12 protein-coding genes are annotated in these 13,641 nt (G+C 68.4%); 11 read left to right on the top strand and 1 reads right to left on the bottom strand.

Annotated elements, in window-relative coordinates; all coding sequences use genetic code 11:
- Nucleotides 1-4: 4 nt before the first annotated feature.
- From ACFC1I_RS16000 to ACFC1I_RS16030, 7 genes are all read left to right on the top strand, one after another.
- A complete protein-coding gene (locus ACFC1I_RS16000; protein ID WP_376011442.1) occupies nt 5-1,282 on the top strand; it encodes an ABC transporter substrate-binding protein in 1,278 nt (425 codons plus the stop codon).
- Nucleotides 1,279-2,208: a carbohydrate ABC transporter permease gene (locus ACFC1I_RS16005; protein ID WP_376011444.1), complete on the top strand. Its 930-nt coding sequence runs from the start codon at nt 1,279-1,281 to the stop codon at nt 2,206-2,208. The genes ACFC1I_RS16000 and ACFC1I_RS16005 overlap by 4 nt, the downstream gene beginning before the upstream one ends.
- On the top strand, nt 2,205-3,110 hold the full coding sequence (locus ACFC1I_RS16010; RefSeq protein WP_376011447.1) for a carbohydrate ABC transporter permease: 906 nt from the start codon (nt 2,205-2,207) through the stop codon (nt 3,108-3,110). Before ACFC1I_RS16005 ends, ACFC1I_RS16010 begins: the two co-directional genes overlap by 4 nt.
- Nucleotides 3,107-4,069: an N-acetylglucosamine kinase gene (locus ACFC1I_RS16015; RefSeq protein WP_376011450.1), complete on the top strand. Its 963-nt coding sequence runs from the start codon at nt 3,107-3,109 to the stop codon at nt 4,067-4,069. The genes ACFC1I_RS16010 and ACFC1I_RS16015 overlap by 4 nt, the downstream gene beginning before the upstream one ends.
- Nucleotides 4,063-5,322 carry a hypothetical protein gene (locus ACFC1I_RS16020; protein WP_376011453.1) on the top strand — a complete coding sequence of 420 codons (1,260 nt, stop codon included), beginning with the start codon at nt 4,063-4,065 and terminating at the stop codon, nt 5,320-5,322. Before ACFC1I_RS16015 ends, ACFC1I_RS16020 begins: the two co-directional genes overlap by 7 nt.
- A complete protein-coding gene (locus ACFC1I_RS16025) occupies nt 5,319-6,068 on the top strand; it encodes a sugar isomerase domain-containing protein (protein WP_376011456.1) in 750 nt (249 codons plus the stop codon). Before ACFC1I_RS16020 ends, ACFC1I_RS16025 begins: the two co-directional genes overlap by 4 nt.
- 192 nt (nt 6,069-6,260) lie before the next feature.
- Nucleotides 6,261-6,476, top strand: coding sequence for a hypothetical protein (locus tag ACFC1I_RS16030; protein WP_376011458.1), 216 nt, complete (start codon nt 6,261-6,263; stop codon nt 6,474-6,476).
- Nucleotides 6,477-7,129: 653 nt separating this feature from the next.
- Here ACFC1I_RS16030 and ACFC1I_RS16035 read toward each other — a convergent pair.
- Entirely contained in the window at nt 7,130-8,083 is a 954-nt protein-coding gene (locus tag ACFC1I_RS16035) for a LysR family transcriptional regulator (RefSeq protein WP_376011461.1), read from the bottom strand.
- Between the two features lie 214 nt (nt 8,084-8,297).
- Between ACFC1I_RS16035 and ACFC1I_RS16040 the strand changes: the two genes are divergently transcribed.
- Genes ACFC1I_RS16040 through ACFC1I_RS16055 form a run of 4 tightly spaced genes read left to right on the top strand, consistent with a single transcriptional unit; the run spans nt 8,298 to nt 13,636 of the window.
- Nucleotides 8,298-9,599 (top strand): DUF6379 domain-containing protein, encoded by a 1,302-nt coding sequence (locus tag ACFC1I_RS16040; RefSeq protein WP_376011464.1) that lies wholly within the window; start codon nt 8,298-8,300, stop codon nt 9,597-9,599.
- A gap of 26 nt (nt 9,600-9,625) precedes the next feature.
- Nucleotides 9,626-11,107 carry a DUF6379 domain-containing protein gene (locus ACFC1I_RS16045; RefSeq protein WP_376011466.1) on the top strand — a complete coding sequence of 494 codons (1,482 nt, stop codon included), beginning with the start codon at nt 9,626-9,628 and terminating at the stop codon, nt 11,105-11,107.
- Nucleotides 11,100-12,008, top strand: a complete 909-nt coding sequence (locus tag ACFC1I_RS16050; RefSeq protein ID WP_376011469.1) for an alpha/beta hydrolase — start codon at nt 11,100-11,102, stop codon at nt 12,006-12,008. The genes ACFC1I_RS16045 and ACFC1I_RS16050 overlap by 8 nt, the downstream gene beginning before the upstream one ends.
- On the top strand, nt 12,005-13,636 hold the full coding sequence (locus ACFC1I_RS16055; protein ID WP_376011472.1) for a DUF5597 domain-containing protein: 1,632 nt from the start codon (nt 12,005-12,007) through the stop codon (nt 13,634-13,636). Before ACFC1I_RS16050 ends, ACFC1I_RS16055 begins: the two co-directional genes overlap by 4 nt.
- The last annotated feature ends 5 nt before the right edge of the window (nt 13,637-13,641 follow it).

The following is a 13,641-nucleotide window of genomic DNA, read 5'->3' on the forward strand; positions in this document are numbered from 1 at the left end:
ACACATGTTGAACATCAGAAGGGTCACCCTCGCTACCGGCGCACTCGCCGTCGCCGCTCTCGCGATCACCGCCTGCGCGCCCAGCGCAGGAGCCGGCAACGCCGCCGGCGATGACACCACGATCACCGTGTGGGGGTGGCGCCAGGAAGATGCCACCACCTACGAGGAGATCTTCAAGACCTTCGAAGAGGCACACCCGGGCGTCGAGGTCGAGTACGTGCCGTACCTGAACACCGAGTACGACACCATCCTGGCCACCGGCCTCAAAGACGCGTCCGGTCCGGACGTCGCGCAGCTGCGCTCGTACGGTCTGTTGCAGCCGCGCGTCGAGTCCGGCGACCTGGTCGCACTCGATGACGAGATCGACGGGCTCGATGAGTTCTCCCCCTCGGTGCTCGACGGGGCGCGCGGCGTCTCCGACGGCGCCGTGTACGGCGTGCCGTTCGCGATCCAGACGCTGCACGTGATCTACAACACCGCCATCTTCGACGATCTCGGCCTCGACGAGCCGGCGACCTGGGACGAGATGGTCGAGGCGTTCGACACGATCAAGGCCAGCGGCGTCACCCCGCTGGCGAATACGGTCACCGACACCTGGATGCTCCCCATCGAGCAGGAGATCTTCGGCGCCGGCACCTACGGCGGCACCCCTTACCTCGAGAAGATGCTCGACGGCGACGCCACGTTCACCGACCAGCCGTGGGTGGATTCGGTCGACGCCTGGACGAGCACGCAGGACTATTGGGGTGACAGCATCCAGGGCACCAGCTACGAAGACGCGCAGGCCCTGTTCACGTCGGGGCAGGCCGCGGCGTTCCCGGGCGGCATCTGGGAGCTCGCGAACTTCCGCAAGGCCAACCCCGACCTCGAGCTCGGCATCTTCAACGTGCCCGCCCCCGACGGCAGCGGGACACCGGTGCCCGGATACGTCGACGGCTCATTCGGCGTGTCCAACGCGAGCGACAACAAGGAAGCCGCGCTGGAACTGGTCGAGTGGATGGCGAGCCCGGAATTCGGCCAGATGTTCAGCGACGAGCTCGCTCAGATCTCGCCCGTGCCTGGCGTGACGCCGACGGACGAGCTGCTCGCCGAAGCCGTGGACGGCTACGCGGCGGAGCCGAGCCCGTACATCACCTACGCGTACTTCTCGGGCGGAACGCCGACCGCGTGGGACCTGGCCTCGTCGTCGTTCTCCAGCCTGATCCTGGGTGAGATCGATGCCGCCGGCGCCGCTGGAAAGATCCAGCAGGGCGTCGACCAGTGGTTCACTCCGCGCTCATGACGCGGACACGAGTGCGGGGCCGCTACTCGCCCGAGCACATCTCCTTCGGCTGGATCGCGCTGTTCAGCGGCCCCGCACTCGTGCTGTACACGGTGCTGGTCATCGTCCCGATCCTCACCGCCTTCGTGTACGGCCTGTTCGACTGGAAGGGCACCACGGCAGGAGCGTTCGTCGGGCTGGGGAACTACATCGAACTGTTCACCCGATACCCCGTCAACGAGCAGATCGGTGCCGCGTTCTGGCACAACGTCCTATTCTTCATCGGCACGATGCTCGTGCAGAACACCATCGGCCTGGGGCTCGCGGTGCTGCTGCACCGCACCACGACCGGAAAGCGACTGTTCCAGACCCTCTACTCCACGCCGTACCTGCTCAGTCCACTCATCGTCGGATACCTCTGGGCGATGCTGCTCAGCCCCACCTTCGGGCCCATCAACGCCGGCCTCCGAGCGATCGGATTGGATGCCCTGGCGCTGCCGTGGCTCGGACAGCCCGGCACCGCACTACCCGTGCTCATCCTCATCAACGCCTGGCAATGGATCGGCGGACCCTTGCTGATCTTCGGGGCAGCTCTCGGCGGCATCCCGCAAGAACTCGAAGAAGCCGCCGCGCTGGACGGCGCGTCACCCAGCCGCCTGTTCTGGTCGATCCGCTTCCCGCTGATCATGCCGGCCGTCGGCATCATCACCGTGCTGACCTTCATCGGCTGCTTCAACCTGTTCGACCTGGTCTACGCCCTGGGCGGGTCCGGGGGCGGCCCGTCCGGGTCCATGGACGTGCTGGGGCTCCTGTACTACCGGCTCGCCTTCGACGGTGGAACGAACGCCATCGGCGAATCGTCCGCGATGGCGGTCCTGATGTTCGCGCTGGTGTTCGGCGTGGCCATCGCACTTGAACGATTCCTTCGACGCAGGGAGGTCTCATGACCGCCACCCTCCAGCCCCCGCGCGCCCAGCGCACTCCCGCACCGGAACGAGTCCGGGAACCCGCTCAGCGCGCACGGAAGCGTTCGCAGCTGGGAACCAAGATCGGGGTGCAGGCGGTGCTGTGGCTGTACGCGGCCATCGCGTTCGGACCGATCCTGCTGGTGGTGCTCGGGTCGCTGCGTCCGACCAACGAGATCCTGCAGAACCCGATCGCGCTGCCCACCAGCTTCGACCTGTCCAACTACGTCCGAGCGTGGGAGTCGGCGTCGCTGGGCACCTACTTCATCAACTCGGTGTTCATCACGATCTGCTCCGTCGCACTCTGCGTCAGTGTCTCCGTCGCCGCAGCGTTCGTGATCACCCGCCGGAAGTTTCGTGGCCGCGCGTTCCTGGCCGCGTTCTTCATCGCCGGGCTGATGGTTCCCGCCAAGCTCGGACTGCTGCCGATCTTCTACATGTTCCAAGCCGGCGGGCTCATCGACACCCACCTCGGCCTCATCCTGCTCTATGCCGCGAGCGGCATCCCATTCACCATGTTCGTGCTGATGGGCTTCATGCGTGGGCTCCCGGTGGAGCTGGAGGAAGCGGCCCGGCTGGACGGAGCCAACGACGGCCGGATCTTCGTGTCGGTCATGCTCCCGCTGGTGCGTCCCGCTCTCGCGGTGGTCACCATCTTTCAGTTCGCACCCACCTGGAATGACTTCTTCTACCCGCTGATCCTGTTGCGCGACACCGACAAGTACACGATCCCGGTCGGCCTGACGAGGTTCTTCGGTGAGTACTCCGCCGACCGAGGCACGCTGTTCGCCGGCCTCATCATCGCGCTGCTGCCGCTCGCGCTGGTCTTCGCGTTCGCATCGAAGCAGATCATGTCGGGGCTGACCGCGGGAATCAGCAAATGACCGTCGTGGCCGCCATTGACGGCGGAAAGTCGGGCTTGCGCATCCGCGTCTCGACGGAGCACGGCGAAGTCGACGGGAGTGGCCCTGGATTCGTCTATGCGGGGGTGTCTGAGGACGACGCCGCCGTCCTCGCGGCCGTGGCCGGCGCCGTCGCCGACGCCCGGAGCCGCATGCCTGGCGCCGCGCTTGACCGCCTGGACGCGGTCACCGTCGGGCTCACCGGAATCCCAGGCGACCCGCACCAGCGCCGCGCGCTGCGGATTGCGCTGGAAAGCACGCTCAGAGCGCCGGTAACGCTCGTAGATGACGCCCTGCTGGCCCACGCCGGAGCCGTGGCCGGCCCCGGCACCGTGGTCAGCGCCGGTACCGGGACCATCGTCCTGGCCATCTCTGAAGCGGGCGAGTCGTACTCGTTCGACGGCTGGGGGCCCACTCTCGGCGACCGAGGCAGCGCACACGCCATCGGGCTCGCGGGGATGCGCGCGGCCGCGGCCGCACGGGATCGGGTGGGGCCGGCAACCCGCCTCACCGACGACTTCGCAACGGCGCTGGGCGGCGACACGTCGCTGGCCGCACTCCAGCGGTTCTATCGCGCGGAATCCACGGTGGTGCTCGTGTCATCGTTCGCCGTCAGAGTCTCCGAAGCAGCCAAGGATGGCGACGAGATCGCCTCCGGAATCCTCGCCGACGCCGCGCAGGATCTGGCCGCCACGATCGAAGTCGCCGCCGCGCATGCCCCGCTGCAACCGATCAGCTACACCGGGCGACTGCTACACGAGAACGCGATGCTGCGCGGTCTCGTCGCCGCGCGCCTCGACGAGGCCGGCCTCGTGCTGGATACACCGCTGGGCGATGCACTGGCCGGAGGAATCCGCCTCGCTCGAGCGGCCGGCGGGGCGCCTGAGGTCTCGGCATACCGGCGGGCATTGGACGGCTGGAAAACGGTGCCGACGTGTTGACCGTCGGTCATGGGCAGACGGTTCTGCCAGTGATCCCCGGCGAACCGCTCGGCGGCTACGCGGACCGCTCTGGAGGCGCGCTCGGCTCGCTCGAACCTCTAGAAGTCCACGCACTCAGCATCCACCAGGACGGTCGGCGGATGGTGATCGTCGTCGTCGACATCGTCTGCGTGAACACCGACCTCGTCGAACGCGTCCGCGCGCGAGTCCAGGACCTCGGCGTGTCCGCCCTCTGGCTCTCCGCCACCCACGCCCACTCGACTCCAGAAGCCGGCTGCTTCCCCGGGGGTGCATCGACACCCGAAACGTTGGCGGCTCGCATCGTGCAGGCCGCGCACGAGGCGACGCGGCACGCCATCGCAGGTGAACAGCCCGCCCACGCGCGCGCCGTACGGACCCACGTCAGCGACATCGGCGGCCGCCGGAACATCCCTCCGGCACTCAGCCCGGTCGTGCCGGTCGATGCCCTCGTCTTCGAACGATTGGGTGGGACCCGCGAAGACCGGCGTCTCGGCATTCTCGTCGTCACACCCGTGCACCCGACCGTGCTCGGCGCGGAGAACAGGTTCGCCAGCGCCGACCTGGCCGGCGGCGTGCGCCGTGAGCTCGCGGCTGATGCGGATTGGGTGGTCGCGGCGACAGGTGCTGCCGGTGACATCAGCACACGCACGACTCGACGGGGGCGTGATCTCGCCGAGATCGACCGGCTTGCCGCCGGTATCGCCGCCGCACTCCGCCCCGCCGTCGCGGAATGGGCGGCCCGGACGCCTGGTGACGACACCCTCGATCTGCCCATCGCCCGGACGCTGTCGCTCCCGTCGAACGAGCGAGCAGTGCCAGCGCGCGTGTCGTCGGCAGGTGCGCCGTCTGACCCCTTCGCGGACCGGCGGCAGGCCGTCCTGGACCAAGGCATAACACTGGTGGCCGCGCGGAGATCGGCCGTCGAGGTCGACAGGCACGACATCACGGTCGAAGCGATCAGGCTGGGATCGGTACGCCTGGTCGCCCTCCCTGCCGAGCTCTACCTCGACCTCGGCGAACGCATCCGCGCTGAGCACACTGGCGGCGACGTCATCGTCCTCGGATACACCAACGGGTACCTCGGGTACCTCCCTGACCGAGACGCACCAGTCAGCTACGAGACGGTAGTCAGCCCTGTCGAACACGGCAGTGGTGAGATGGTCGTCCAAGCCGCACTGACTCAACTGCTCGAGCTCGAATCCCTCACACCTGTCGCCGAAGGAACACCATGACCGCCCTTCAATACCCCAGAGTCGCGCTCGATCACATCAAAGCGGTGCTCGACACGCAACGCCCAGCAATCGACCGGGCCGCCGGCATCCTCGTCGACGCCATCGCGACCGGCGGAATCATCCAGGCGTTCGGGACCGGACATTCGCGTGCTGTCACATTGGAGCTCGCGGGTCGCGCCGGCGGACTCGCCGCCGTCGGCATGCTGGCAGTCAAGGACCTGGTCCTGTTCGGCGACGTCGCGGCCGAGGAGATCCTCGACCCCACCTACGAGCGACAGCCCGGCCTGGCGGCGCAGATCTACGAACTGGCTTCACCGGACCCGGCCGACGCGTTCGTCATCGTCTCCAACTCCGGCATCAACGCCGCGATCGTCGAGATGGCGCAACTCGCGCGCAGCAACGGCCACGCGATCATCGCGATCACCTCCCGTGCGCACAACACTCTCGTCGCGACGCGCGACCGCTCCGGGCGCAACCTCGCCAGCTTCGCGGATGTGGTCATCGACAACTGCGCACCGGCAGGTGATGCCACGATCGACCTCGGCGACGGCATCCGCATCGGCGCCGTGTCGAACCTCACAGGCATCCTCATCGCTCAGATGCTCGCGGAGGGGGTCAGCCGGCAACTGCAATCCCGGAATGGCACCGTGCCCGTCTTCGTGTCCGCCAACCTCCCCGAAGGAGACGCCCACAACAAGGCTCTGTACACCGCTTACGGTGACCGCGTACGACCGATCGAGCCGTGAACTGAACTCGTGACAAGTGCCCGAACACGTAGCGCATCCGTGCGTCACTGGCGTGTTGGGCCATGCGACCGCCAGCGTAGTTTCGATTCACTCATCCCGCTAATGGGACCGCGTGCCCGCGCAGGTCCCACCTTCGCGCGATGCCCGTTTGCGGATCGCTGCGCGGGTTGCGCCAATGGTTCACGGAGTCTGGTGCGGCTGCAGACCGCGTCGCCGCCGACCGAGTTCAAGCCAATAGCCAACGTCCTCGATCTCAGTCAGGGCATCCGCGAGGGTCTGCGTGTGCTCATCACGGTAGAAGCCCGACCACAGCCCGGCGACCTCAGCGAGAATGTCGGTCCGGTCGCCGGCGCGCCTGCGGAGCTCTTCGACCACTGGCCCTGGATCAGCCGTGTACCTGTGACGTGAGCAGAATGCTGACAATTCGATGTTGAGCAGGGCTTCTCTCGAAAGTCGCGGTGCTCGTCCTCTGGCCATTGGGATTCCCTTCCCCGGCCGAGGAGTCCAGGCTACGCGCCCGCAGCGCGACTTGAGCGGGTGGACGCCTGAGCAGCTAGGCGCCACCGCTCCAATCGATTAGCCTTATTGCGTTGCCGCTCGAACCGCGGACGCCGTGCTGAAGCGGCTTTCTGTTCCAAGTGGCACGCAGAGGGCACGAGCCAAGAGCGGTGCCTCAGAATCCGCGAGATTCCGGGCCTGGACGCGTCGGCCGACGAGAACTGGGACTTCTGAGAAAAACCCCTGATCAGAGCCCATATTCACGCAGGATCTCTGATGTAGAAAACCCGATTGAGCGCTCCTGCAGTGCGGGTTGCGCAGAACCGAAAGTTTGACCCGACTTCCCTCGGCGTCTGTCGGCGACGATTGAAAGCGAGGCCAAAGCGAGCGCGCATTTGGCCGGAACTTCGAACGTCGCCGACAGCGCCGTTGTGACCGTTAGCGAAGCCGTCGAGGCGACGACCCAAGGACGAGGTCTCGGAGCGGTCTCCCGGGAGTAGGGACTGCGGCGCTGCCTCAAACAAGGAGCGTCCGCCGGGTGCTCGGCTAGATCTGGGGCGGGATCAGGCCGGCACGCTCAGGCCGGCCGTCGGGCGATTCGACACGGATGCCGCGGCCTGTTCGAAGATGCCGCGCATCCAGGCGTGCTCGGGGTCGCGGCCGTGGACGGGGTGCCACCACAGGGCGTTGACGACGGGCGTCGCGTCGAACGGGGCTTCCAGCGTGCGCACGCCCGGGACGGACTCGGCGACGTGGGCGAGCCCAGCCTGGATCAGGCCGAGGCGGTTGGTGCCGGCGATGAAGTGCGGCAGCGCGAGGAAGCTCTCGACGACCGCCTCGATGTGCGGCTCGATGCCGAGCTGCTGCAGCTGGCGGGCCGCCGAGGTGAAGGCCGTGCGCGACTGGTAGGTGAAGACCCACGGCAGGGCGCCGAGGACGTCCATCGTGAGCTCGTCGCCGACCTGTTCGTTCGAGTCGGAGGCCACGACCACCCAGCCGTCCCGCCAGAGATCGGCGTATGGGAGGTCGACGAGGTAGCCATGCGGGATCACCATGCCGTCGGCGGAGCGCAGCCGGTTGAGGGCGTCGTCGACGATGGCCGGGTTGTGCAGCATGAAGCGGAAGCGCACGCCGGGTGCGGCCTCCGCCGCGAGGCGCGACACCTCGCTGCCGATGGTGGCGAAGCCGTAGTCGGAGCCGTAGATCGAGAATTCGCGGGTCGAGTCCCTCGGGCTCCACGTCGCCTGGCTCTCGAAGACGCGGCGTGCGGCCTCGAGCGCCGTCGTCGTGTGCTCGGTGAGGCGCAAGGCGAGCGGGGTGAGCTCGTAGGTGTTGCCGCGGCGGGCGAGGATCTGGTCGTTGAAATGCGTGCGCAGCCGCGCGAGCGAGGCGCTCAGCGCGGGCTGGCTCAGGTGCAGCCGCTCGGCCGCGCGCGTCACGCTGCGCTCGGTGAGCAGCGCGTCGAGGGCGACCAGGAGGTTCAGATCGAGCCGGGAGAGCAGCGGTTGATCGGACACGACGGTGTGCTCCTCCGGGTTCGGGATGCCTCGGCCCAGTGTATCCGTGCAATCTATGTGGCGTGGAGGTGGCATCGTTCGCAACGATGTGCGGGCGGCGTCGCGATTATGCGCGCATCACACTTACTTATGTCACAATCAGGCCTAACGCTGATACTCTCGAAGGGACTCCCGGCCCGCGACAGCGCGGTCCCGACCCAGAGAGCGAGCATCGATGCTTCTCGAGAGAGATCTCATCCAGTCCGTCGGCTTCCGCAATGTGCGCGAAGGGGGTGAGGCCACCGGCTTCCAGTTCCGTCTGCGCATGCCGTCGTATCGCGGCATGGCCGCATCCCTCATCGACGGCGTCGCGGTCCGCGTCGGGAACCTCGTCGACGTCCCCGCGGACGTGCCGCTGTGGACCTTCGCCGGTCGCACCTACTCGCTGCAGGAGCTGTGGGACTCGGAGGGCGTGCGCTGGCCGCTCGAGGAGGCCGCGATCGTCACGGTGCCGCACCCGGGCGGCCTGCCCGAGGGCACGCACGAGGTCTCGATCCAGCTGCGCCTGCGCATGTCGTACATCCCCCAGGAGCACCAGCCCTCGACGTACGAAGTCTCGCGGCACATCACTCTCACCTCCTCCGAGGACGGCGGCCCCTTCAAGTACGGCGTGAGCCTCTACAGCTTCATGACCGACTACGGCACGGTGATGGACCTCGAGACGGCACTCGCCGCCGTGGCCGACGTCGGCGCGACCGGCGTCGAGATCCTCGGCGAGGGCCACATCGAGCGGTACCCCGAGCCCACGACCGAGTGGATCGACCGCTGGTTCGCGCTGCTCGAGAAGTACTCCCTCGAGCCGACGAACTATGGCTCGTGGATCGACACGCGCCTGCACTCGAGCGGCGCGAACGCGCGCGATCTGACCGCCGCCCAGGGAGCCGCGATGCTCCAGCGAGACCTCCGCCTCGCGAAGCGGCTGGGGTTCCGCTTCGTGCGGCCGAAGATCGGCGTCGTCTCGAGCGACCTCATCCCGCACCCCATCTGGACCGAGTCCGTCGAGCGCTCGCTCGACCTCGCGGCCGAGCTCGACGTCGTCATCTGCCCCGAGATCCACTCGCCGACGCCGATCAAGCACGAGGTCGTCGACGACTACATCGGCCTCATCGAGCGCACCGGGACGAAGCATTTCGGGCTGCTGCTCGACACCGGCATCTTCCAGGACCGCCCCATCCCGCTGAAGCCCGGCGAGCTGCCCGGCCGCCGCCCGGCGTTCCTCGACGGCATCGCGGTCGACCCCGCCGACATCGCTGACATCGCGAAGTACGTCGTCTTCATCCAGGCGAAGTTCCACGACATCGACGAGAACCTCGAAGACCAGCAGATCCCGTGGGAGCCGGTGCTCCGCGCCCTGAAGGACGCCGGCTACACGGGCTACCTCTCGAGCGAGTACGAGGGTGACCGCATCCCCTGGCGCTCGATCGAGCAGGTGCGCCGCCAGCACTCCCTCATCCGTTCCATCGCCTCCACCCTCTGACGAACCGCCCGAAACCGGAGAGAACCATGCCCAACGGACTCATCGCCGAAGACAGCCTCCGCCCGCACTCGGACGGCCTCGCGCTGAAGCTCACCATCCCCTGGTACCGGAGCCTGTGGCTCTCGTCCGTCTCGACGCTCCGCCTCACCGTCGACGGCGTCGAGATCCCCACGGACGAGCTGGCCTTCGAGATCGACGGCACGCGCTACGCGATCGCCGAGCTGTCGCAGCAGAGCGAGACGCTCTGGTTCCTGCAGCAGCATCCGCTCCTCGTCGCACGTCTCGACCAGCCCGTCGCCCTCGGCGAGCAGCACCAGGTCGAGATCTTCGGCGAGCTGCGCCTGCCGTACATGCAGATCATGCCCGGCCAGGACGGCGGACCCGGCATGTACGTGCCGAACATCGTGCGCCAGTCCTTCACGCTGACAGTGACGGACACGGATGCTGCGCCCCTGGCGACCGCGACCGACATCGCGCCTCCGCCGCCCGCGGCTGAGGACGACCCCTTCAAGCTCGGCCTGACGCTCTACTCCGCGAGCGCGGAGTTCCGTGCGGGCTGGTACGACTTCGACGGGCTGCTGGACCGCGTCGCCGAGCTCGGGATCGGCCCGGGCATCGAGATCGTCGCGTCGCAGGTGCTGCCGACCTACCCGGTCGTGTCGGACGAGTTCGTCACGCAGTGGCGCGCCGCGTTCGACAAGCACGGCTTCGACGCGAGCTCGTTCGGCGCGAACCTCGACATGGGCCGCAGGCGCGACCGCGACATGACGCCGGACGAGGAGTTCGAGTTCAGCGAGCTCATGTTCCAGGGGGCGAAGAAGCTCGGTTTCCCGCTGGTGCGCATCCAGTCTGCGAAGCCCGAGCTGCTGCGCCGGCTGCTGCCGGTGGCGGAGCGCCTCGACCTGCAGCTGGCGTACGAGATCCACGCGCCGATGGGGCCGAACGCCGAGTCGATCCTGAAGGTGCGCGACACCTACGCCGAGCTCGACTCGCCGCTGCTCGGGTTCGTCGCGGACTTCTCGTCGACGATGCACAGCATGTCGCCGACGCTGCTGCGTGCCGTGCAGCGCGCGGGCCTGGATGACGACGCGCTCGCCGAGCTGCAGCGCATCTGGGCCACCGACGCGACCATGCAGGAGCGGCAGCAGGAGTTCATCGGCTACCTGAAGTCCCGCGACTTCGACCCGGGCCGCCTCGGGTCGTTCGCGCACCTCGCCTTCAACATGCACGGCCACGTCGACCCGCGCGAGTGGGCCGACATCATGCCGCAGATCAAGCATGTCCACGCCAAGTTCTACGACATCGACGAAAACGGGCAGGAGCCCGCCATCGACTACCCGGAGCTGGTCCGCGTCTTCGTCGAAGGTGGCTACCGCGGCTACTGGTCGAGCGAGTGGGAGGGGCACGCGTTCGCCGAGCTCGGCGAGGTCGACCCGCTGCTCCTCGTCCGCAGGCAGCACGACCTCATCCGCGCCTCGATGCGCGCCGTGCAGGCGGCCCATGTCTGACACCGAGGTCGACTTCCGCACGCTGCCGCTCTCCGAAGTGCTCCGGATGTTCCGCGAGCACGGCGAGCCGGCCGACCCGCGCCCCGACATCGACACGGAGTCGCTGAAGCGCCGCTTCCCCCGCCTCGCGAACGTCGAGACGCGCGACGTCTCGATCGACGGGGACGCCCGCGCGGTGCCGGCGCGGCTGTACACGGATGCCTCGGCCGAGGCATCCGGTCGCGCCCTGGTGTGGGTGCACGGCGGCGCGTTCATCGGCGGCCACCTCGACATGCCGGAGTCGCACTGGGTCGCGCTCGAGCTCGCGGCGCGCGGGATCCCGGTGCTCGCGGTCGACTACGTCAAGTGCCTCGGGGACGTGCACTTCCCCGCACCCTCGGACGACGTGCTCGCCGCGTGGCGTCACGCCGTCGCGCACGCGGAGGAGCTGTTCGGCACAGACAGCCTTTACCTCGGTGGAGCCAGCGCGGGCGGCAACCTGACCGCGGGCGCCGTCGCACGGCTGCGGGACTCCGGCGATCGGGTGCCCGCCGGGCTCGTGCTCGTCTACCCGGTCGTGCACCCGAACGGCCCGGCGGCCTCGGCGGAACTCGATCCCGACTCCCCGCACGGTGCCCTCGCACTGAACTTCGCGGGGTCCGTCGAGGCGCTCGGCGATCCGCACGCCTTCGCCGCTCTCGGTTCGGTCGACGGCTTCCCGCGGGCGTTCGTGCTGGTGTGCGAATCCGACGATCTGCGTCCGTCGGGTGAGGCTTTCGCGCGGCAGTTGGATGCTGCGGGGATCGACGTCACCCTCCGCCTGGAGGCCGGCGCCGACCACGGCCACATCGACGAGCCCGCCGACCCGACGGCCCTGCCGACGGTCGAGGCGATCGCGGACTGGATCGGCGGAGCGGAATGAGCGCCGAGAGCGAGCGCTCGGCCTGGTCGTTCGGGGAAGACCTGCGTCTGCGCAAGGACGGCGAGCTCCGCCTTCTGCTGGGCGGCCAGGTGCACAACTCGTCGAGCTCGTCGACGGCATCCATCCGCGAGTCCTTCGCCCACGCGCGGGACCTGCACGCGAACACCGTGCTCGCGCCGGTCAGCTGGGCGCTGACCGAGCCGCGCGAGGGCGAGTTCGACTTCGCGCTCGTGGACACGATGATCGAGGAAGCCCGCAGCCGGGGACTGCAGCTCGTGCTGCTGTGGTTCGGCGCGTTCAAGAACGCGACGTCGACGTACGCGCCGCGGTGGGTGCGGGCGGACCAGACCCGCTTCCCGCGCGCCGTCGTGCACGCCAAGACCCGGGGGAGCGCCTTCCACTATTCCGGTGTCATGCCGACGCCCGTGCTCTCGGTCTTCAGCGAGGCGCTCCGCGATGCCGATGCCACCGCGTTCGAAGCCTTCATCGCCCACCTCGCCGAGGTCGACCGCACCGATGTCGTCGCGCTGGTCCAGGTCGAGAACGAGTCGGGGATCCTGCGCGACAGCCGCGACCGGAGCGACCTCGCCGAGGATGCCTGGCGTCGCGACGTGCCGGCCCCGCTGATCGCCGCCGCCCGCGAGGGCGAGGAGGGGTCACTGCTCCGCACGCTCTGGGCGGAGGCCGGCCGGCGTGAGGCGGGTACGTGGGGCGACGTGTTCGGTGACGGCTCGGGCGCCGACGAGGTCTTCATGGCGTGGTCGATCGCGTCGTACGTGCAGCACCTCGCCGAGCGCGGTCAGGCCGTCAAGCGGATTCCGATGTACGCCAACGCGTGGCTGGGACCGCAGCCCGGGCAGGATGAGCCGGGTGAGTGGCCGAGCGGCGGACCCTCGAGTCGCGTCATCGACGTGTGGCGCGCGGCGGCAGCCTCCCTCTCGCTCGTCGGCCCCGACATCTACGTGGACGACGCAGATGCGGCGATGCGGACCTACGCCAACGGTTCACAGCCGTTCTTCGTGCCGGAGAGCAGATTGCGGGCGGGCGAGCTCGCCCGCGCCATCGGAACCTATCGGGCGGTCGGCTGGTCGGGATTCGGCATCGACGGAGCCAACCCCGAGGGTCAGGTCGCCGCGATGCTTGCGCACCTCAGCGCCTTCGAGCCGGAGATCGCCGAGGCTCAGCGAGCCCGACGGATCGGCGCCGTCGTGGTGGAGCGGGGTGCCCCTCCTGCCGAGACCACGGTCGGAGACCTCACGGTGAGCGCCCGCGGGCTGAGTGACATCGTTCGCGACTTCCTCCTCGATGTGGGCGTGCAGCTTCCCGAGGAGGCCCTCCCCGTCCCCGACGAGACGCTTCCGCGTGAGCCCGTGCCGACGCCGGGCGAGCAGAGGCCGTTCGCGCTGGTCTTCGCCGTGGCCGATGACGAACTCGTCGTCATCGGCCAGGGCGTCAAGCTCGACTTCGCCGCACTTCAGGGATCGGTGGAGGTCGACGCCGTCGTCGAACTGCTCCTCGACGAGGGCCGGATCGCACCCGGTCGCGTCCTCAATGGGGACGAGCATCTCCAGGTCGTTCCGGTGGATCGCGTCGGGGCCGCGCGCGTCACCCTGCTCCGAGTCTGGTGAGGAAG

This window comes from Microbacterium sp. NPDC056044 (genome assembly GCF_042267145.1).
In the GTDB taxonomy this organism is placed as follows: Bacteria; Actinomycetota; Actinomycetes; order Actinomycetales; family Microbacteriaceae; genus Microbacterium.

Coding starts and splice junctions, on each gene's coding strand:
- ACFC1I_RS16000 (WP_376011442.1), top strand. CDS start 5: ATGTTGAACATCAGAAGGGTCACCCTCGCTACCGGCGCACTCGCCGTC.
- ACFC1I_RS16005 (WP_376011444.1), top strand. CDS start 1,279: ATGACGCGGACACGAGTGCGGGGCCGCTACTCGCCCGAGCACATCTCC.
- ACFC1I_RS16010 (WP_376011447.1), top strand. CDS start 2,205: ATGACCGCCACCCTCCAGCCCCCGCGCGCCCAGCGCACTCCCGCACCG.
- ACFC1I_RS16015 (WP_376011450.1), top strand. CDS start 3,107: ATGACCGTCGTGGCCGCCATTGACGGCGGAAAGTCGGGCTTGCGCATC.
- ACFC1I_RS16025 (WP_376011456.1), top strand. CDS start 5,319: ATGACCGCCCTTCAATACCCCAGAGTCGCGCTCGATCACATCAAAGCG.
- ACFC1I_RS16040 (WP_376011464.1), top strand. CDS start 8,298: ATGCTTCTCGAGAGAGATCTCATCCAGTCCGTCGGCTTCCGCAATGTG.
- ACFC1I_RS16045 (WP_376011466.1), top strand. CDS start 9,626: ATGCCCAACGGACTCATCGCCGAAGACAGCCTCCGCCCGCACTCGGAC.
- ACFC1I_RS16050 (WP_376011469.1), top strand. CDS start 11,100: ATGTCTGACACCGAGGTCGACTTCCGCACGCTGCCGCTCTCCGAAGTG.
- ACFC1I_RS16055 (WP_376011472.1), top strand. CDS start 12,005: ATGAGCGCCGAGAGCGAGCGCTCGGCCTGGTCGTTCGGGGAAGACCTG.